Origin of the sequence: Desulfosudis oleivorans Hxd3, assembly GCF_000018405.1 — a bacterium.
Taxonomy (GTDB): Bacteria; Desulfobacterota; Desulfobacteria; order Desulfobacterales; family Desulfosudaceae; genus Desulfosudis; species Desulfosudis oleivorans.
In genome coordinates this window covers 713,389-735,731 of record NC_009943.1, presented here as the reverse complement: position 1 = coordinate 735,731, position 22,343 = coordinate 713,389, and the positions used below count along the sequence as shown (strand labels likewise).

Below are 22,343 nucleotides of genomic sequence, written 5' to 3'. Positions count from 1 at the left end.
GCCCCCTGTCAGGGCCACCAGGACCATATCTTGATCCGCACCCATTCAAAAAGAGGCCGGGTCCAGATGCTCACCAGAAGCCGCCGGTCCACGTGAATTTTACCCACCCCCTCCATGCCCGGACGAAGCAATGGCGACGGCGAGTCCAAAGCGGCTTCCACGCGAAAATAGTTGTTGCCTTCCTCGGGGGTGGTCACGGGCGTAATTTTTGTCACCGTAAAACCATAGGTCTCTTCCGGCAGGGACGAAAGAACCAGGGTGCCGGACTGCCCTTCGACCACATCGGTAATGCGGCGTTCATTGACCTTGAGAATCACGCGGTAGGCGTCCAGGGGGGCGATCTGAAAAAGCTCCTCTCCCTGGCGAACGGCTCCGCCCAGCCGCTGGGTCAGGTCGCCGCTGAGCAGCACGCCGGCAAAGGGGGCTCGCAGGCCGACACGTTCAAGACGGGTTTCCGCCATTTCCAGCTGGGCCGCGGCCTGATCCAGCTGGGCCTGAATGATGTTGGCTTCGGCCCGGTTGCCACGGGCCACGGCGTCCTGAAGCTGGCGGCGGTACTGATTCATCCGGCCCAGCCAGTGAATTCGGTCCAGCCGGAAATCCCGGTCGTCCAGGGCGCACAACAGGTCATTCGCCACCACCACGTCTCCGGCTCGGGCCGGTGCCGCCGCGATAAACCCGTCAAAAGGGGCCACCACGGATCGTTGCACGGCCCCCTCCAGCACCATATCCGTTGAAATCCGGTAATCCCCCCTGGCAAAGGTAAGCACCAGAGCCGTCAGCAGCAGGGCCGCCGCCACTGCCTTTCTGCCGGTGTACCCGGCACCCAGCAATCTGGCCGCCTGGCGCTTCAGGGCCTGGAAGGCCAGCACCACCACAGGCCGGTCCTGGTGGTGCCGGCTTTCCAGGGCCGGCCCGGAAAGCGCGGCAATGCTTTTAACATAGGCCAGTTCATCGGCGGTAAAAGGCCGGTCTTTCTGTCGCTCCAGGGTGACGGCGCCGTAGTACCGGTCCCCGCCGTGAAGCGGTATTGTAAGGATGGCCTGGGTGCCGTGCTTGAGGGCCAGGTGTTCGTGATCGCGCAGAACAAAGGGCTGGGCCTCGGGAGGGGGGGGGTAGGTAATTTCGGCGCGCTGGGCAACCGCCTCGTCCATGGCCGCGCCGATGGCCCGAAGCAGGTTCATCTTCCGGCCCACCACGGCGGAGTGGGAGACCGCCGCCACATGGGCAAATTTTTTCCGAATCAGGCCGAGGCTGACCCGGTCGCAGTTGAGCCGCGTGGCAACCGCCGTCACAAAGGCCATGGCGGCACCGTCAAAGCGGGTTTCCGCCAGTACGCCGGCCAGAATATCCACCGCTCCCTTGAGCCGGGTGAGAATATCACCGTCTTCCAGGTTGCGGCGCCGGCGGTACCAGTTCTCGATCCAGATCGCCCCCCACTGAAGGCTCTCCATGGCAGGACGAAGCCGGTCTTCGCGGGTTGCCGCCACCTCGGCGGCCACGGCGCCCACACATTCGCCATCCACCTTTATGGGATAGGCAAGTCCGTAACAGGCAACGCCCTCCACGGGCTCAAGTCCGACCAGCATACCTTCCTGCTCGGCCAGGGTCTGGTCCAGAACATCGGCCAGGCGCTCCCCCTCGTTTCCGCCTTCAGGCCATGCCGCTACGGGAAGATACTGCCCGGTACCGGGTTCGCCAAGCACCAGGACCGCCTGGCGGCATTCCCGAATCAGAGAGCACTGAATCGCAAGCCATGAAGAAAAGAATGTCTCCCGGTCCGTTGCGACCAGGCCGGACCAGAGGGTCTGGCCCTGTTGAGAGGCTGTGGTCTGTGGGTCGGCATGAGGTCCCATTAGCCTGAATATTTCATGAAGTGTTTCGATGGATAGGTATTCATATCAAGCACAGCCTGTTGTATAAAGTTCGGCCGTTTTTTAAAAAAGCACGAACTGTTATAGGCCGCTTGAGCCACGTTACGTCCCTGCCGGAAGACGTCATTAACAAAAGGTTCGCATTCGCCCCCGGCATTCCCGGCAATGGCTGCCGGAAAAACAGCATGGGGCGATAACGCCCCATGTGGCACAGCGGTAAAAACAGCCTTCAGACGATCAGGCGTTTCCCTGGGTCTCCGGAATTTTCTCCGCCGGATCCAGGGCGATTTCGCCGTAGCGGTCTTCATACTGACGGATCACGTTGGACAGCAGCATGGCCATGCGCTTGGCGGCAAAGGGATTGAGGATGATCCGGTCGCTCATGTCAACGGTCAGCTCGCGCTGCTCGGGATTCCAGGTCTTGTTGATCCCGAACAGAATCGTGAACTCCTCGCGGGTGCTCGACACGTTGCAGACGTTGGCATAGCTGGTCTGCATTCCAGCCACGTCCCACTTGATCGTGGTCTTTTTCTCGTCCACGCCGGCCGTTGGGTTGCCTTTGCCCGTGTCACCATCTTTTTTCTGTACCATCTGCATACCTCCCGAAATGAAAATGTCGTAAGAAAAAACCACCTGCCTGCTGTGTTGTCTACATACCGCATCCGGCAGGGGGTGTCAACGGAAACCTTCGATATTCCTTAGTTTCCATCCATAAATGGCCTTTTCCCGCAGTCTCTGCGTCAAACTGCGGGCTACAGCCGCCCGGTAACCAGCATGAACGGCATCTCCAGGTCGATGCTGTCAACCTGAATATCTGAAAACCCGGCGGCCTTCATGAAGTCCGCGTAAACCGCCGGTGCCCGGTAACTGTGAAAAAAAATCAGAAACGGCAGCACGGCATGGCTCAGCCGCTGTTTGCCGGAAACGTAGCGTGCTCGCTCGAAAATCAACAGGCGTCCACCGGGAGACAGGGCCCGGGCCGCCTTTTGAATAAGCTGCCGGGCCTCATCGTCCGGCCAGTCATGCAGCATGGACTTGAAAACCACCAGGTCATGACCGGCGGGAAAAGCATCGGCCAGGGCGTTGCCCTTTACAAAGGCAATCCGGTCCGCCTCGGGTTCGCCGCCGACATGGGCCATGCCCGTCTCGCAGACCAGGGGCAGATCGAACACCGTGGCCCGCAGGCGGGTATGACGCCGACACAGGCGCAGGGCGAACTCGCCGCTGTTGCCGCCCACGTCAAGCAGGCGGCGATAGGGAGAAAAATCGTGGTGCGCCATGCACACCGCCGCTTCATACCGGGTCAGGACCGTGGTGATCCGCATCCACCGGGCAGTGGCCCGGCGGTCCGCCGCATCCGTACCAAAGCAGCGGTCATAGGCGAACAGCCGGTGAAAACGGGCCCGGTCCATAAAACGGGCCCGGTCCGTCACCAGATCGGCAAAACCGCCCAGCAGATCCTGGGCCGCCATGCGGGCCATGAACAGCCTGGCCTCCATCAGGTCCCGAAAACAGAGCGCCTTTAAAAAACTGTCCGCCAGTGCGCAGGCGCCGTCCTTCTCCGCCACGACCCCGCTTTCGATCAGAATATCCAGCAGCAGTGCCATGCCGTCCGGCGTTGCTGAAAGCCGCTCCGCAAGCACCCCGGAGGATGCGGGGCCCCGGCTGATCAGACAGTCCACCACGCCGATCTCAAAGGCCGTGGCCAGGGCCTCTGCATGGATCATGGTGCCCATGAAGCGGTCCACCACAAGATAGTCCCTGGCCGTGTTATCCGGGTTAGAAGGTGCCATAGTACCCGCTCTTGGGAATCACCAGCCGGCCGTTTTCCATCCGGTAATCGATTCCCACGTCAAACAGCAGGTGGTCCAGCCGGTCCCGGTTCTTCCTGACAAAAGCGATGATGGAATCCGGATATGCCATTTTCTCAAGAAAAAAGAGAAACTGATCCACCGTGATGCCTGAAAAATAGATGCAGTCACATTCCGACTTGTTGGCACAGCAGATGGTGCGACATTGCCGCAGCTCCGGCCACAGGATCGCGTCCAGGGCAATGCGCAGGTCGTCGACATGGGCCGAACAGGCGATCTTGAAGGCGATTTCATCCATCTGGTCAGCGGGCCGAAAAAAATAGTAGAGATTTTCCAGTGCTGCCCCCTTTCCGGTGAGGGCGTAGCAGATACCGGCCGACACCGTGCTGCCGGGCGTGCCGATATACATGTGAACCCGGTCAAGGTAACCGTCCCCGCCCAGCAGGTCGTCGGTGATGTCGATGGAGAACATGAAATAGTGCAGGTTTTCATTGGGCACCACCCGGGGGGTTACCCAGGGCCGCATGGCCTGAAGCACCCGGGACATGGACCGCTCCCGGTCCCGTCGCCGGTAATCGTAAAAATAGTACTCCCAGGCGATGGCCGTTCCCGCCATCTTCAGTCCCCAGACCGTGTTGCCCGTGCCGACGGTATGGCGAAGCCCCTCCACAAGATCGTACATGGCCTCGCCCACGCCCTGCACCGCAAAGGAATGGCGCAGCAGGTTGACGGAACGGAGCTTTCCTTGCGCCGGCACAGGCGGTGTATACGCATGAAGGCAGTAATCGTAAAAAACATCTTCGGGGCCAATGTATTCAGCATCACGCTTCATGGGAACTCTCTTTTCCGGGGCCGGCCAGAGGAAAAAGCCGGTCTTGTTCGTCTCCGAACCGGGACCGGTAGGCATCCGAAAGGCCCCAGCACAGGTTGTCCGCGCACCGGTGCCGATGGACACACAAACCGAACCGGCTCTTGTCAAAGGCCCGCCAGAAGGCTGCCGGCAGCACCGTCTCCGGGAACCGGCCGTCAAACACCACGCCCGGCACGGCGGACAGGCAGTGGGGAAAGGCCTTTAGCACCAGGGGCCGCGCAACCGGTCCCAGCATCTCCCGCAGCCTTGGAATAAGGCCGACAACCGTTTCCAGGTCCACGACCAGGCTGTTCTGGTCCGTCTTTCTCATGGGGAAAAAATTCCACAGATGAAACTCGCTGACTCGCTCCGCGGACAGCACGGCCATGATGTTCTCAAGGTCATGGCAGTTGGCCGTGGTCAGGACCGTGTTGGTGATGACATTCACATTCAACACGGCCAGGTTGCGAAGCCCCTGCATGGTTTCATGGTAGGATCCGGGGCGCCGGGTGATGGTGTCATGCACGGCCCCGGTGCCGTGAATGCTGACAAAGAACTCGTTTACCCCGCCGTCCACCAGGGCCTGAAGATATGCCCTGTCGGCCAGGCGCCGGCCGTTGGTCTGCACCTGTATCTTTTTGAACCACCCCAGGGAAGCGGCAAATTTCACATATTGCGGCAGCTCCTCAAAGGTGGTCACCTCGGCTCCGGACAGGATCAGGTTCCTGTACCGCCCCTGCCGGCGGACCGCGGTGATCACTTCCCGAAACCGGTCAAACCCAATGGGCGGCAGGTTCTGCCGAAGCCCGGCCAGCATGCAGAGGGTGCAATCGTTGTTGCAGCCGAACCACAGGGAAACAACGACATAATCTTTCAGGTCAACACGGTCCCTCGTCATCGTTCTTCCGCCGGCTCCGTGCCGCCCGACACACCGTAATAAAAAGTAAGAAAGTCCCTGCCCTCCCTGTCCTGCCCGCCGGAAACATGCCCGAACAACCGGTGCTTCATGGGCTCGTAAAACCGGTGAAAGGTCTCCGGGCCGATGCCGTTGATACGACAGGCCTCCCGCAGCCAGGGGTAGAGGTCCTTCAACGTGAACCCGGCCCGATACATGTTGATGTCGTAAGACCGGCGGGGATTGCCCTCCTCTTCCACCTCCAGATACAAAAAGTCCTCGGGTGCCATCGTCCCGGCGGCGTGTTGAACGATGCCGCGGACGATTTCATAAGACGCCGTGGCTTCGGAAGCGTAAAACCGCTGCGCCACCCTTTTGAGCATCTCTTCTGACGACATTCCGACATGGGAGGTATAACGGGCCAGGGCCGCCTTCCGGCTGTCGGCAACATCCCATTTAAATCCCAGGTGAAGCAGTGCGGAGGGCGGCGTGTCCGGGTCCTTTGTTGCCGCTGTTATGTACAGTCCGCTGAACTCCAGGTAGGCCTTGCAGGTGCCGCCACCGGTTTCATTTCCCTCGTAACCGAAAAGGATGACGTTGGACTCCGGCAGGCGCTCGCGATAGATTTTCTCAAACCGCTCCGGCATGCCGAGGTTCCGGCAGACGCCAAGCAGTCGGTCGTCCCGGTCATCGACGGCAAGGGCATCGGTGTTAAACCCCACAAGAACCCGGTCTCCCAGAATCACACCGGGAAAAAGCTTAAAGGAGCGTTCCAGCGCGGAATAGACACCGAGGCCTTCCACCAGGCGAAGCAGCCGGTCCACGCCCGGCGAGTGCCCGGCCCCCCCGGCAAGAGCCGTGGCATCAGGCTCCTTTATCCGGGGCGGGACCGGCGGATCAATGACGCCGTAGAGGGACTCATGGCGGGCCAGGGCCGCCATGAGCACCTGGGAAAGCCGCTTGGCCGCCGGCGGGGTAAGAATAACGTGTGTGGCCGTGTCAATGACCGGTTCCGAATCGCCTGGGGTGGACCGGCCGACGGCGCCGAAACAGAGGGTGATCTCCTCCCGGGTTTCAATGATCCGGGTGTCCCGGGCATAGCGTTCTCTGGGACCAGCCCCACTCATAAACGGCCTGCTGTCTGCGCTGCTGCAACGAATCGGACCATTATCATCATGCTTTACCCCACGCTGGTCCACCGTTTGAACCGTTTCTTGTTCTGCCGTGCCGCCAGGTCTTTGAAGGACTGCCGGTCAATGGCCCCCCTGCCCGCCACCGCGCCACCGGTCAACACCTTCCATCCCATGATACCGGCAATCACAGCGCCGGAACCGGCTGAAGGCTCCTCGGCAGTGCCGGCGGCTTCGGTTGCGGCTATCGTGGCATGGTCCGGCATACTTGATACCGGAACCAGCGCATCCTTTGCCGGCGGAACGTCACGCCCGTCGGTGCCGGTCGCCTTTCCTTCTTCAGCCGCTTCGGGAAGCTGCTCTTCCGGTTCCGTCTTCAGGGGTATCGCTTCGTAGTCTCCGTGATGATGCAGGGACGCAGCCGTCACCGCCGCTGTAAAACCGGCTGTCTTGCCGCCGTCCCCAAAGCCCGTCCGGTGCAGACCGTCTGTTCCATGGCGGGCTTCCCCGTAAAGCGGAACATTGACATCCGGTACCTCCCCGATATTGCTGCCGCCTTCCAGCTTCTCCTGAACATTGGCGATCAGGCTGATGGTGTCCAGCCGGATCACGGAAACCGCCATCTGTGTCTCCGGAATAAAAGTGGCCCGGCCGTAACGATCGATCATCACGTCATCGGCCAGGTTGCCCACGAACGTGTTATTCCCGGCACCGCCCATCATGACATCCCTGCCCGGGCCGCCGTCAATAAAATCGTTGCCGCCGATAAAGGGATCAATGGTTTCAAGCACGCGCCAGGCCCCTTCCTCCAGGGTTGCCTTGCCGCCGTCCCCGAACATGGCATCCCGGCCCGCGCCGCCATGCATGGTATCACTGCCATCACCGCCGATAAAAATATTGGTACCGTCAACGGTGCGCAGCAGATCGTCGCCGCCGACGTCGGGATTCGTGCCATATACCAGTGCGGGAAGGCCGTTGGTGTCATAAAGCACCACACCGTTATCGCCGATCAGGATATCATCGCCGGTGCCGGTTTCCGCCGTATCGTCACCGAATCCGGCAATAATGTATTTGGTTCCGTTCCCGGTTGCAATGGTGTCCGGACCGCCGGAGGTTGGCAGCAGGCTTTCAAGACGATCCAGGTGCAGCCCGCCTACCGGGCCGGCATAGGTGGTCCGGCCGTTGTCTCCAAAGATGACGTCCGTACCGTTACGGGTCGTAATGTGGTCAGACCCCATGCCGCCAAAAACAATATTGTCGCCGTCCCCGGTGATGTCGATCACATCATCCCCGCCGTATTCGGGATGGTCGGCCGTGTCCGTGGTCTCAAGAACCTTGGGCGCGCCGTCGGTGTCGTATTCAACAACGCCGTTGTCACCCATTACCACGTGGTCCCCGGCGCCGGCTGTGATCGTATCGACTCCATAACCGCCGAAGATGTGCTTGTCACCGTCGCCGGTGGTGATCTCATCGTCTCCGCCGGTGGAGATCTCGGTGGACACGATCTCAGACAGTTCCAGGCCGCCAACAGGACCGTCGTAGGTCACCCGGCCGTTGTCACCAAGAATCACGTCCGTGGTGCCGGCGGTGGTGGCTTCCGTGCCGATGGTATCGCTGCCCATACCGCCCAGAATATGGTTGTTCCCGTCACCGGTAATAGTGATGGTATCGTCCCCGCCGTACTCGGGATGGTCGGTCGTGTCCGTGGTCTCAAGGACTCTGGGCGTGCCGTCGGTGTCGTATGCCACAACGCCGTTGTCGCCCATTACCACGTGGTCCCCGGCGCCGGCCGTGATCGTATCAATGCCGAACCCGCCGAAAATGTGCTTGTCTCCATCGCCGGTGGTGATCACATCGTCTCCGCCGGTGGATATCTCGGTGGACACGATCTCAGACAGTTCCAGTGCGCCGGTATCGCCCGCGTAGGTCACCCGGCCGTTGTCACCCAGGATCACGTCCGTGGTGCCGGCGGTGGTGGCTTCCGTGCCGATGGTGTCGCTGCCCATGCCGCCCAGGATATGGTTGTTCCCGTCGCCGGTGATGGTGATGGTGTCATCCCCGCCGTACTCGGGATGGTCAGCCGTATCCGTGGTCTCAAGAACTCTGGGCGCGCCGTCGGTGTCGTATTCAACAACGCCGTTGTCACCCATTACCACGTGATCCCCGGCGCCGGCAGTGATCGTATCAATGCCGAACCCGCCGAAAATGTGCTTGTCTCCATCGCCGGTGGTGATCACATCGTCTCCGCCGGTGGATATCTCGGTGGACTCAATACCGGAGAGCTCAAGACCGCCCACAGGACCGTCGTAGGTCACCCGGCCGTTGTCGCCAAGGATCACGTCCGTGGTGCCGGCAGTGGTGGCTTCCGTGCCAATGGTGTCGCTGCCCATGCCGCCCAGGATATGGTTGCTTCCGTCACCGGTAATGGTGATGGTATCGTCCCCGCCGTACTCGGGATGGTCGGTCGTGTCCGTGGTCTCAAGGACTCTGGGCGTGCCGTCGGTGTCGTGTGCCACAACGCCGTTGTCGCCCATTACCACGTGGTCTCCGGCGCCGGCCGTGATCGTATCAATGCCGAACCCGCCGAAAATGTGCTTGTCTCCATCGCCGGTGGTGATCACATCGTCTCCGCCGGTGGATATCTCGGTGGACTCAATACCGGAGAGCTCAAGACCGCCTACAGGACCGTCGTAGGTCACCCGGCCGTTGTCGCCAAGGATCACGTCCGTGGTCCCGGCGGTGGTGGCTTCCGTGCCGATGGTATCGCTGCCCATACCGCCCAGAATATGGTTGTTCCCGTCACCGGTAATAGTGATGGTATCGTCCCCGCCGTACTCGGGATGGTCGGTCGTGTCCGTGGTCTCAAGGACTCTGGGCGTGCCGTCGGTGTCGTATGCCACAACGCCGTTGTCGCCCATTACCACGTGGTCCCCGGCGCCGGCAGTGATCGTATCAATGCCGAACCCGCCGAAAATGTGCTTGTCTCCATCGCCGGTGGTGATCTGATCGTCTCCGCCGGTGGATATCTCGGTGGACTCAATACCGGAGAGCTCAAGACCGCCCACAGGACCGTCGTAGGTCACCCGGCCGTTGTCGCCAAGGATCACGTCCGTGGTGCCGGCAGTGGTGGCTTCCGTTCCAATGGTGTCGCTGCCCATGCCGCCCAGGATATGGTTGTTCCCGTCGCCGGTGATGGTGATGGTGTCATCCCCGCCGTACTCGGGATGGTCAGCCGTATCCGTGGTCTCAAGAACTCTGGGCGCGCCGTCGGTGTCGTATTCAACAACGCCGTTGTCACCCATTACCACGTGATCCCCGGCGCCGGCAGTGATCGTATCAATGCCGAACCCGCCGAAAATGTGCTTGTCTCCATCGCCGGTGGTGATCACATCGTCTCCGCCGGTGGATATCTCGGTGGACTCAATACCGGAGAGCTCAAGACCGCCCACAGGACCGTCGTAGGTCACCCGGCCGTTGTCGCCAAGGATCACGTCCGTGGTGCCGGCAGTGGTGGCTTCCGTGCCAATGGTGTCGCTGCCCATGCCGCCCAGGATATGGTTGCTTCCGTCACCGGTAATAGTGATGGTGTCATCCCCGCCGTACTCGGGATGGTCAGCCGTATCCGTGGTCTCAAGCACCATGGGTGCGCCGTCGGTGTCGTATGACACAACGCCGTTGTCACCCATTACCACGTGATCCCCGGCACCGGCAGTGATCGTATCGACTCCATAACCGCCGAAGATGTGCTTGTCACCGTCGCCGGTGGTGATCACATCGTCTCCGCCGGTGGATATCTCGGTGGACTCAATACCGGAGAGCTCAAGACCGCCTACAGGACCGTCGTAGGTCACCCGGCCGTTGTCGCCAAGGACCACGTCCGTGGTGCCGGCAGTGGTGGCTTCCGTTCCAATGGTGTCGCTGCCCATGCCGCCCAGGATATGGTTGCTTCCGTCACCGGTAATAGTGATGGTGTCATCCCCGCCGTACTCGGGATGGTCAGCCGTATCCGTGGTCTCAAGAATCAGGGGCGCGCCGTCGATGTCGTATTCAACAACGCCGTTGTCGCCCATTACCACATGGTCTCCGGCCCCGGCCGTGATCGTATCGACTCCATAACCGCCGAAAATGTGCTTGTCTCCATCGCCGGTGGTGATCTGATCGTCTCCGCCGGTGGATATCTCGGTGGACTCAATCTCAGACGGCTCCAGTGCGCCGGTTGCGCCCGTGTAGGTCACCCGGCCGTTGTCGCCCAGGATCACATCCGTGGTGCCGGCGGTGGTGGCTTCCGTTCCAATGGTGTCGCTGCCCATGCCGCCCAGAATATGGTTGTTCCCGTCGCCGGTGATGGTGATGGTGTCATCCCCGCCGTACTCGGGATGATCGGCCGTGTCCGTGGTCTCAAGCACCAGGGGTGCGCCGTCGGTGTCGTATTCAACAACGCCGTTGTCGCCCATTACCACATGGTCTCCGGCTCCGGCCGTGATCGTATCGACTCCATAACCGCCGAAGATGTGCTTGTCACCGTCGCCGGTGGTGATCTGATCGTCTCCGCCGGTGGAGGTCTCGGCGGACACGATCTCAGACAGTTCCAGTGCGCCGGTATCGCCCGCGTAGGTCACCCGGCCGTTGTCACCCAGGATCACGTCCGTGGTCCCGGCGGTGGTGGCTTCCGTGCCAATGGTGTCGCTGCCCATGCCGCCCAGAATATGGTTGTTCCCGTCACCGGTGATGGTGATGGTATCGTCCCCGCCGTATTCGGGATGGCCGGCCGTGTCCGTAGTCTCAAGCACCATGGGCGCGCCGTCGGTGTCGTATTCAACAACGCCGTTATCGCCCATTACCACGTGGTCCCCGGCACCGGCTGTGATCGTATCCGCGCCGAACCCGCCAAAAATGGTTTCATTACCGTCACCGGCATCAATCGTATCCATGCCGCCGATACCCGGATCAACCGTGAAAATATTCACAGGCGTCCGGGCCACGCCGTCGGTCCGATCTTCCGTGATAACACCATGGGTCACCGAAAACTTCAAAAACCCGTTGGTGTTGCTGATGATCAGGTTGCTGCCCTGGGCATCAACCGTATAACCGGCAAGGCCCTGGGCGGCCAGTTCAGCCTCCAGCAGCAGGGCAAGCTGTGCAACAATGGTTTCAGGGGTCTCAGCCACGTCATCGACAACCGTGCAGGCAACCGAGACCAGGGTTGTGCCGTTCTCTTTTATACCAACGGACCATGTTTCGCCGTTTTCAGCGCCGCCGTCCAGGCGGATTACCCGGGAACTGGTCAGCGGGTCCGTGTTTGCCGAAAAATCCCAGGTAGACGTTACTTCAACCGTATTGCCCGCAATCGGCGTACCATTGCCAAGGGAAGTGACCACTTCGCCGGTTTCATTTCGATAGTAGACCCGGCCCTGGTCGCCAAAGACAATGTCATCACCGCTGCCCCCGTAAATTTCATCCGCGCCGTCTCCGCCAAAAATTACCAGGGACCGGCTGGAGGCAGAACCGTCCACGGTATCATCCCCGGCCTGCGCATTGACCACAAAGAATCCGTCCGTATCGGCATCAAGCAAAACCGTGACGCTGTCATTCCCCTCGTTGGTGTTCAGGGTGGTTATGGTCCGCACGCCGTCGGTGCGATGGGTACTGTCAACCGCTATGGTGTCTCCGCCGGTGCCGCTCCAGATCGTTATGCCCCCGGCCATGTTGCCGCCGGTGCTCTGGTAATTGATATCCCCCGGCGCCAGGCCGGTAATAGAACCATTGGTAATAATGATACTGTCATCCGGTGCCGTATCACCTGAGCCGTCCACGTTCAGGGTGTTGGTGCCGGCCATGAAGTCGATGTTGACCTCGGCCTGAATCGCGTCCAGGGACCGGGCATCGTCATACACATTGACCGTATCATCTCCGGCGCCCAGGGTAAGGTTGAGCCGGCTTTCCGGCACCGTGCCTTTGATATTGAACCGGTCGTTGCCGGCGCCCAGGTCAATGTTCAGGGTTTCCACGCCGTAATAGTTGATTCCATTGACGCGCGTATCCAGTCCGATATCCACCGTGCCGGTCAGGCCGGTGGTATCGATATCTTCCTGTGCGATCTCCAGGTCGCCATATTCACCCTGGAAGGTAACAAACAGCACATTATCAATCTTGCGGACCGCCACGTTATGGGTCCATGGCAGGTCGTCACGGCTGTTGTTCGGATTCAGGATCGGGGCCAGGGCGGCGTACACCGCCTCGGCATCGGCGTCGTGGGCGATGGGGTCGGTCCACACGACCAGGTCCGGATTCCCCGTGTAAACGTAATCTGTCCAGTCCCGTCTCGCATTGTAGACCGTTTCAAACCCGCGCAGACCGATCCGGTAGGTGCCGCCGGCATCAGCACCGGCATCCACGGTCAGCGCCTGAACGGTATTAAGCAGGGAAGCCGTGGTGCCGTTTTGAACCGTCCCGGTTTCCACATCGACTGAGCTGTCCGGATCTCCCACAACCAGGTCCGTGGTATCCAGGGTCTCGGCCCAGACCAGCTGGGGCAGATCGAGCCCTGCCAGATCCCCGGCAAACACAATGGTGTATGTCTTGGTGAAGCCATCAACCGTTTCCGTCACCTGGATACCGCCGGACACCCCGTAGAGTTCCTCCAGCCGCAGGCGGACCAGGTCGGTATCATCAGTATACAGATCAAAATCAATGGTCACCGTAGCCGCATCGGGGGTCCGCGTAACATTGGCCGAATCCGCCAGACCGGCGGCGGTCCCGAAGCCGGCCGTGGTCAGAAGGTAGCTGCCGCTCTCGGCACGCACGCTGACAGTCTGAACATCCGCCACCGAGGGCATATCCAGTCCGGTCAGGGTGGTCTGGGTCAGGGTGCCGGCATTGTCGCTGGCATCCTGGCTGTCGTCGATATAAACGGCGTCCCCGTCTCCACCGGCCACGAGGGTCAGCAGACCGTTGATCTGGTCTGCCACCCCGTCGTCACTGCCGACCCAGACGGTGTCCGCACCGTCGCCGGTATCCACAACGGTGTGGCCGGCGATGGTTCTGACGGTGATGGTGTCGTCTCCGTCACCGCCGGAAACCGTGGTAGCGCCCTGGTGGGTCGACTCAATGGTCAGGGTGTCGCTGCCGTACCCCAGCTCCAGGTTCAACACCTCCAGGTTGGCATACTGAATGCCGCCGGGCACTTCCTCGCCGGCAATGACCGTGTCCGGTCCCATGCCCAGGCCGTAAAGCCGGTCCGCTGTTAACACGCCCGTGTCGTTCGACGGGCTGTCACCGTTGAACACATTCAGGGTATCGACCTGGTCGGCCTCATTCACCCGCATGTTGGGATTGACCGGCATGTAGTAATAATGGACCCCGGCTGCCGGGGCCACGCCGCCGGGCCAGTCCTGAACAAACGTAATGGTGTTCCCGTCCACCGATTCCACGTCCATGATGGTGCCGGCCAGATCGCCGTCAAGAATCTTCACCTGGTAGAGGGCGTCGTTCATTCGTGGATCAAATCCGCCCACCTGCCCGTACTGGGGGTCATAATGGGTGATATCGCTATCCGTCAGCGTGGCTTTTCCACTGCCGTTGGTACCGGCGGACTCGATATCGCCGTCCGGTATCAGCTCGTTGGTTTCGCCCGGCAGCATGTAGGGTGCTTCCAGGATCAGTTCCTCGCTGGTCACCTCGCCACCGTTAATGGTGAGCGGTCCGCGAATATAGGCCACCCGCTCTTCCATGGCCGGGAAGATCTGGGCGTCGCTGCCGTCCACCACGTTGTCGTGAATGGCCGTAACGGTCACATCCTGCGGGAGGTACCAGTTACTTGCGTCAAATGTCAGAACGTCACTCAGGACACCGTTTACATAAACCTGATAGTCCTCCCGCTCCCCGTTGTTCGCCTCGTCCACAAAGGCCAGGTCCGAGTTGTAGGTCCGGGTAATAACGGAGGCCACATCCACCGTGACTGTTTCCCCATCCGCCGGCGGTGCCGTCAGTACCACTGTGAAGGTGTCCGTGGTTTCGGCATACGCAGTAAAATCCAGAATGTCGTATGAGACCTCGAACCGGCTGGTACGGTCCACCGCTGCAACAAGCGCGCTGTCCAGGGTAAACGTGCTGGTTGCCGGGTCATAACCATCGATAATAAAGGACTGGCCCGCTCCCGCCCCTTCGGTGATCGTCAGGGTCCTGCCTTCCAGGCTGATCACGTCCGGATTGACCGCGTGGTTCTGCAAAGACACGTTGAGCTGGTAGGAAAGCCCCTTCTTCACCCCGCGGATCATGTCGGCCACATAACCGTCCAGGGAGTCGGCGTAAGTACCCACCTCGATCCGGTAAAGACCGTCCTCTTCAAACAGGTAAGAAAGAAACGGGTCCGCAGGGGTGGTGCTGCCCTTGTCCACCCAGTCGGCATAGGTGCTCGTGGCCAGCACCTCGTCACTGTCAACATCCACCAGCCGGAGATAAAAACTGGTCATGATATCATGGGGAACAAGCGGCCCCGGAAACGTTGCGGAACCACCCCAGGGCAGATCAGTGGTGATATACGTCTGCTCATAGAGAACGTTTTTGAGCACACTCCCGTAATCAATGTCGAAAATCCCCAGCACCGTGCCGTTCCCCCGGGATGCATCAACCGTGTCGCCATTGAGCCCGGTGATGGAAATTACCCCGCTGCTGGCGCTAATGGTGGCGCCGGCCAGTTCCGGGGCGGCCTCCAGGACGGACTTCAATTGAGAGGCCACATACGCCAGTGTCTCCCCGGTTTCCTGGACGGTATATTCATAGGTAACGCCGTGAATCGTCACGGCCCACAGTTCGCCCTCAAGCAGCGGGCCTTCCTTCTGCAGGGTGATAGTGACATCGATCCAGTGTTCCAGGCCGTCCTGCGTGCCGCCGGCCACCTGCGCACCGGCGACCGTCCTTAGCTGCGCCACCTGGTTCACCAGAACAGCCGACCCATCGGCGTTTGTCACATGCAGGGTGTTACCGGTCACGTCAACGGTATAATCGGCGTCCACGATATCGCCCAGCCCGCTTGCCACATCATCCAGGCCGGTATCGGCGGCATCAACCGTGTAAGGTGCGTAAGGGGTGCCGTCAAGGGTCAGAGACCACTGATCTTCGGCCGCGAACGACCCGTTGATCTGAATATCGGCGCTCCAGCCGGCATCGGGCGTGCCGCTGAACACGGCACTGCCGTTAACAATAATCGAAAAAGCGACCTGTACCCCGTCAGCATCCGTGATCGTCAGGGTGTCTGTATCAGCGTCATAAGAGGCGGCGGCTCCCAGCTGACCGGCAAACCAGGCGCCTACATCATCGGCGTCAACGGTGCCGTCACCCGTCTCATCGCCCGCCACATAAGTGTGGGTGGTTTCGGTGCCGTCCAACTGCGTCACCGTTAATTCCCAGGTCTCTCCGGCGGCAACCGGCCTGTTCAGGTCGATGTCGGCCCGGGTGTAATGGCTGGCGCTGCTGTTGTCCAGATCCACAACTGCCGTGCCGGTCACCGGCGGCGGACTTACCGACGCCGAGGCGGTAAAGGCCCGGCCGTCTTCCCGCGTCACGGTAAGCCTGTTGGTCCGCGTGTTGTAGTCGACATCAAACCCCGCGGAAGAAATCGTCGAGCTCCAGTCAAACCGCTGCCCCACATTGTCAACGGTATAGACGAGCCCACTGATCTCACGGGTGTAATCCACACCGTCCAGGGTCAGGGTCCATATCTCACCGACCTGGGCCGACCCGCCGAGGTCGAAGACCGCCTGGGCATAATGGCTGGTGCTTTCAGTGGTATCGAATGTGGCCGAACCACTGCCGCCCACGGAAAAACCGCAGGTAAACACTCCCGTATCCGTCCTGGAAACCGAGACCGTATCCGTTGTATCATCATAGGTAACCGCAAAGCCCGCATTCGCGATGGCCTCGTTGTCCTCAAACCACTGCCCCACCGTATCCACGGTGTCGTCGGAACCGGCGGAATATTCATAAGTGACCCCATCCAGGGTCAGCTCCCACTTCTCCGCGGGAGGCGTGGTCAGGGAAGTGCCGGAAAGGTCGATATCCACGGCGGTCAACGCCGCAATGCTGTTCGTAGCGCTTACCGTCATGGTCCCCTGGGCGGTCGAAGCCGCGGTAATGTCCAGCGCAACACTCACACCCCCGGCCTCGGTAATCGTCAGGGTGTTGCTGCGGTTTCTATAGGAGGCAGAGGCAATCTGATCCTCAAAGGCGTCTCCGACATCATCGATATCATCACCGTCCTGAACATCGTACGAATAAACAGTGGCAGCACCGCTGGTGTCCGTCAGGGTCATTGTCCAGGTTTCTCCGACATTCACCGGCCCGGCAAACACCACCTTTGCCTCGGACCAGTAGCTGGCGTCTCCGTCCACCACGCCGGGCATGTCCGCCGGGGACTGGGTGATCTCCAGGTCCACGGTAAAACTGTCGCCATTGAGCCGGCTCACCGTTACAGAACGGCCGTTGGCCAGGATCGTGTAGCCGGCCGGGGCGTCCGCTTTCAGCCCCGCGGCGATATCCGCAAGCGTGTCGCCGTCGTCCACCGTGTACGCGGCGTCCGCGCTGCCGTTAAAGGTCAGGGTCCATGTCTGTCCGTAAACAGGCGTACCGGTCAGATCCAGCGTAACCGTCTGCCAGGAAACGGATTCGGCCTCGGCGTCCATCACTGTTCCGGTAATCACAGCCGTTGCTTCCGGACTGGCCCCGGCCTGCGCAAAGTTCAGGGTAAAGCCCGTGGCATCGGTCAGCCGCAGGGTGGCGTCGCCAATCCGCTCCGGCGCATACGTCCCGTCTATGTCGCCGACCAGTTCGTCAATCACCGTGGCCAGGGTGTCACCGGTTTGTACCTCGTAATCGACGGTCGTGCCATTTATCACTGCTGACCAGACATCACCGGCCGTAATCACAGCGGCCGGGTCAAAAACAATATCGGCCGAGGTAAAATAAACGCCGCCGGTATCAAGGGTCTGGGTGACCCGGCCGGCCGCCTGAACCGTCTGGGTCAATCCGTTAAAAATAAACCCGTTGGGATCTGAAAGGTCCAGGACCGCCGGGTCCGTGCTGTTCAGGGCCGCGGTAACGCTGTAGTAGTCATCCGCAGAATCATCGGCCAGGTCATTGATCTCACCGGCCAGTCCGCTGATGATATCGGCCAGGGTGGTGTCCGTATCCTGAACCGTATAAGCGTAATCCTGACCGTTGATCGTGATGGTCCAGACATCGTTTGCCATCACATCGCCGTTGAGCCGAATGCCGGCATCCAGGTAATACTGGCTGCTGTCCGCAATGCCGCTCACCAGGCCGGCTCCCGGGAGCAGCATGGCCTGGGTGACTTCAAAGGTATATTTGTCCCATGAGCCGTCTCCATCACCGATGATCGAGGTGTAGGCGGTGTTGGAATCGATGACGCCGCCGGCCGGGTTTTCCTGGTCCCCGATATCGGGGTTAAAATAGGTGTACCAGTAGTCCGTATCTTCAATGGACTGCCCGGTATTGTTGCCCTTTTCATCCTCGAACTGAGGCCGGGCCTCATAGGTGAAGGTATCCACGTCATGGGCTTCCACCGATACGTGAAGGTCATAATCGGCTCCCAAGGGGAGCCCTTCGCCGGTACCCAGAATCAGGCCCAGCAGGTCTCCCACCTTAATCGTGTAGGTGCCGGCTTCAGACACCGCGGTCTCAAGATAGGCATCATAGAACGTGCTGCTGCCGGCCTGCCCCCAGGCGGGATTGCTGATCGCGCCGTAAACGGTATCGCCCGACGGGCCGGTAAGGGCCAGGGTGGAAATCCACCAGATCGAATCGTATTCCCCGGCAACAAAATCGGCCTCGAAACCATGGTCGATATCAAGGGTCACGGCAACGGCACCACCGGCGGTGTCAAGCATGGCCTGGGTGACCTCAAAGGAAAAATAGTCCACCGTGTCGTCTCCGGTCGCCTGAACCGTGATGTGGGGGCGGGTCAAAGAAGTATTGTCCTCCCTGTCGCCGATCTCGTCACTGTAATTGATCCCCCATCCTCCCAGCTCCAGATCCTGAGGCATCTGAAAGGCGTTGTTGCCGGCGGCTTCATTGATCACGGCGGCTCCGAAATCCGCGACAATAGTCGTGTCATCGACATTCGCCGGCTGGCTGACCTGCCCGACCCCCAGCAGCACGTCATCGGTGGGCTCCACCACATCGGTGGATCCGCCGGTCTGCTCCACGTATACCCCTGGAATACCATCAATGATCCTCACATCCAGCTGCGACACTCCCACGCCGTCGTAGTTTGTGCCCGCCGTGGTGACGATCTCGTGGACGATCCTGGCAAAATGGGTGCCCTCAGCCACACCCTCATCCACGGCCCGGACATAAACATCCTGCGGAATGTCCCAGTTATCGACCGTGAAAACCAGGTGATCAATCGCCGTGCCGCCGGCATTGACAATGTCGATCTGGCCGCCGGACAGGTCGCTGATATTGATGGTTACGTCGGTTTCCGGCGCGCATGTCAACACCACCGTGTACTTATCAGAGGCCCGAATCTCTTCTTTTTCAAACACCACTGTGTCATTGCCCTGCTGGGCAATGACCACACCGGGCGCGTCATTATCAACCGCCTCCACCGTCAGGCTGCGTACGGCCAGGCCATCGTACGCATCGCCGTCCTCGGCAGAGCGCCCCTGGACCACGCTGTGCTTGATCTCATAGGTCCGCAACCCCTCGGTCAGTGCGTCGTCCGGTGCGGTGACGGTGATAATCTGCTCAACATACCAGTTGCTGTCGTCAAACAGCAGCGTCACCCCCTGCTCGTTTCCATTCAGGGCAATGCCCTGCCCCCCGGCTTCAATATCGGCCTCCGTGGGCAGCGTGGCGCTGGCCGTAACCCGAACATCCTCTTCCGGCGGCCGCGTCAGGGCCACGGCATACTGGGCCATGACCAGGCCCGCGGGTGCCGTTCCGTCCTCAAAAACCCGCAAAGAGCCCTCCAGCAGACGAACCGTAACGCCCGCTGCATCGGCATCCATCACATTAACGGCCACGTCCTGGGCAAAAACCCCGGCATAGTCAGAATCGGCGAGATCGCTGTTTACCAGCAGGTCGATCAGGCCGCTGTGGCCCAAGAGGTCATTGCTCACCACGGAAATCGGCTCGCCGTCGGTACCGCCGCCCACGTTAAAGTCATCACTGCCCAGACCGCCGATAAGGGATACCGCCACATCTTCACTGGTGGAGGCGATAAAAAAGGTGTCGTTGCCTTCCAGGGCGTTGACCACCACCTCTTCAATACCGCCGTACCGGACAAACAGACCGGCGCCGTAGACGCCGCTGTCGGTCACCACAAAATCATCGCCAAACTCGGTGCCCACCACGGTCAGGGTGTCGGTGCCGTCACCCCCTTCGATGTTGACCGGCGCGTTGACGGTATAGGAGATAAAATCCGCGCCCTGGCCGCCGTTGATATTGGTAAAGGGCGCCTTGGGATCGTTGGGATCCACCTTCACAAACGCCCGGACGATAAAGGTGTCGTTGTCCTCCTCCCCATAAAGGGAAAGCTCGGCCAGGTTGCGATAAACCGTGAAGGTGTCTTCGCCGACACCGCCGTACATCGTCGCCGGAAAGCTGATGCCGTTGGACAAATACCCCTGGGTGGTAAGGGTGGTGTCAAACCAGTCTTCAGGGGCCAGGCCGGCATTGGCGGCCCGGGGGGACTCAAACATCTGGCCCACCTGGAAGGTGTCGTCTCCGGCATCTCCGTAGACGGTGACAGGTGAATTGGTGTCGTCAAACACAAAGGTGTCGTCCCCGTCGCGGCCGAATACATACACCCCGGCATTGATGTCGCCGTTGTAGTTGACCCGTTCCACCACGCCGTTTTCCACCGGCACCCGGTTTTCGTCCATTTCCAGGCTGATGATGGCGCCGGGACGGAACAGGAAAACATCGGCCTCATCCGTGGCGTAAATCCGCAGGCTGTCATTGCCCAGGTCGGCCGCGGGGCTTTCGTCATACACATTGAACAGGGCCGCGCCAATGCCGTACAGTTCGATTTCATACAGATCGCTGCCGCCGAAACCGGTCAGGGTAACAGCGCCGGCAATGTCATACAGCGGTTCAATCATTGGAAAGTGGTCGTCATCGCTGTCGCCGTAGATAAAGGCCTGGCTGCCAATGACAGTGGCAACGGCGGAGATGTGGACCGTGCCCCCCACGCCGGGATCGGCATTGCCAAAATCGATATACATGATGACATCACCCGCCGCCGACACTGTACCGTCAATAAACAGATCGTCCCCGGCCCTGAGAATGACGTTTCCGGCCTCGGCATTCAGGAATACACCTTCCGGGACATAGATGTCGTCTGTCCTGGCAAGGCCGCAGGGATAGGTGCCATCATCGTCATTATCGTCATAGGATGTGATTGTGATGTTCCCGCTTGCCGCGGTGATGGATTCCTGCAGGTAAACCGGGCTGCCGGCGCCGACGGTCACCGACCCGCCGCTGAGGATACCTGGCTTTTCCTCCTCCACAACGCCGCCCACGGTCAGGGCGCCGAGGTTGGCGATCCAGACACTGCCGGTGGTGGCCAGTCCCTCGAGGTTGCCGACCGCGGTTGTTATGGACGCACCCTCCTGTCCGATATGGTCCTTTGCGACCAGGTAGGTCTTGCCGGAGGTGATGTTGGTGCCGTCGCCGGTCAGGCCGTTGAAGATACTGCCCATGGGCACGGTTATAAAAGCGGTATAGGCATCTCCTGTGCCCACCTGCCCGAGAGAAAGATCGCCGTCGGGTTCAATGATGTAAATATTGCCCAGCAGGCTGGATGCGTTCACCACGCCGGGACCGGAGTGGGCGCTGTCGATGTCCAGGTCGTTGCCCGACACGCCGATGCCGCCGACTTCCGCGGTCAAAGAGATGGTGTTGCCGGTCACATCCACCGCGATGTCTTCATTGGCGTCCAGAATGGACTGGTGCGCCTTCAGATCTACGTCACCCCCGCTGGAGGTGACCCGATTGACATACATGTTGCCGTCGGTTTCGGCAATTCGAATAGAGCCCCCAGCCGTGGCCGTCAACGTCCCGGTTCCCAGGATATTCACATCCAGGTAGTCGCCCGGTTCACCGATACCGCCGCCGGCGGTAAGAATCACCACGTTGGCCCGAATGTTCTCAAAATAGGAATTAAACCCGTCCACGATGGAACCGTCGGCCTGCAAGTACACCCCGCCGGTCCTGGCATACATGGTCCCCACGTAGAGGGTGTCGCCGACGCTGTTGATATATATATCCGTACCGGCCCGGGCCGTGGTGGTGGCCTCGCCGTTCAGGTTCACGGTAATGGGATTATCGCCGGTTCCGACGGAGGCCGCGGCCGCTTCCAGGACCAGGTCCCCGCTGATCACGTTGGTCTCACCGGAAAGGGCCACATTGTAAATGCCCTGGCTGCCCTTGATGCGGACCGTCTCCCCGGCCCGGACCGTGTCGAGGTTGAGGTTGCTTTCCGACCCCAGGTAGACGTTACCGCCGGCCGTGATGTTGATCTCGCCGGAAGCCTCCACGTCCACGTCTTCCTTCTGGTCGATGGTGATGGTCTCCTTGACCAGGGAGGTGTCCAGAGGATCCAGCACCTCGTGCTGAAAGCTCACGGTGGCACCGGTCTCGTTGACCAGGGCATCATCGGCGCTCAGGGTGATCGTAGCGCCATTTACTTCCGTGATCAGGTAGTAATCATCATTATCCGTACTGCCGGTGACCCGAATCCGGTCGCCCTCGGCAAAACCGGTC

The 22,343-nt window shown here is 60.5% G+C and carries 7 protein-coding genes (1 of these 7 running past the window's edge); all 7 read right to left on the bottom strand.

Annotated elements, in window-relative coordinates:
* Window positions 1-8 precede the first annotated feature (8 nt).
* On the bottom strand, window positions 9-1,856 hold the full coding sequence (locus DOLE_RS03175; RefSeq protein WP_012174047.1) for an HlyD family efflux transporter periplasmic adaptor subunit: 1,848 nt from the start codon (window positions 1,854-1,856) through the stop codon (window positions 9-11).
* 255 nt (window positions 1,857-2,111) lie between these two features.
* Window positions 2,112-2,465, bottom strand: coding sequence for a DUF3467 domain-containing protein (locus DOLE_RS03170; protein ID WP_012174046.1), 354 nt, complete (start codon window positions 2,463-2,465; stop codon window positions 2,112-2,114).
* A gap of 161 nt (window positions 2,466-2,626) precedes the next feature.
* The gene (locus DOLE_RS03165) at window positions 2,627-3,667 is read right to left on the bottom strand and encodes a methyltransferase (protein WP_012174045.1); all 1,041 of its coding nucleotides are present in this window, start codon (window positions 3,665-3,667) and stop codon (window positions 2,627-2,629) included.
* On the bottom strand, window positions 3,654-4,517 hold the full coding sequence (locus tag DOLE_RS03160; protein ID WP_012174044.1) for a hypothetical protein: 864 nt from the start codon (window positions 4,515-4,517) through the stop codon (window positions 3,654-3,656). Before DOLE_RS03160 ends, DOLE_RS03165 begins: the two co-directional genes overlap by 14 nt.
* A complete protein-coding gene (locus DOLE_RS03155; RefSeq protein WP_012174043.1) occupies window positions 4,507-5,433 on the bottom strand; it encodes a radical SAM protein in 927 nt (308 codons plus the stop codon). Before DOLE_RS03155 ends, DOLE_RS03160 begins: the two co-directional genes overlap by 11 nt.
* Window positions 5,430-6,557: a DUF3467 domain-containing protein gene (locus DOLE_RS03150; protein WP_012174042.1), complete on the bottom strand. Its 1,128-nt coding sequence runs from the start codon at window positions 6,555-6,557 to the stop codon at window positions 5,430-5,432. Before DOLE_RS03150 ends, DOLE_RS03155 begins: the two co-directional genes overlap by 4 nt.
* Window positions 6,558-6,610: 53 nt before the next feature.
* Window positions 6,611-22,343 carry the 3' end of a DUF4347 domain-containing protein gene (locus DOLE_RS03145; protein WP_012174041.1) on the bottom strand. It continues 22,493 nt past the right edge of the window, so only the last 15,733 of its 38,226 coding nucleotides appear in the window; the start codon falls outside the window, past its right edge; it ends in the stop codon at window positions 6,611-6,613.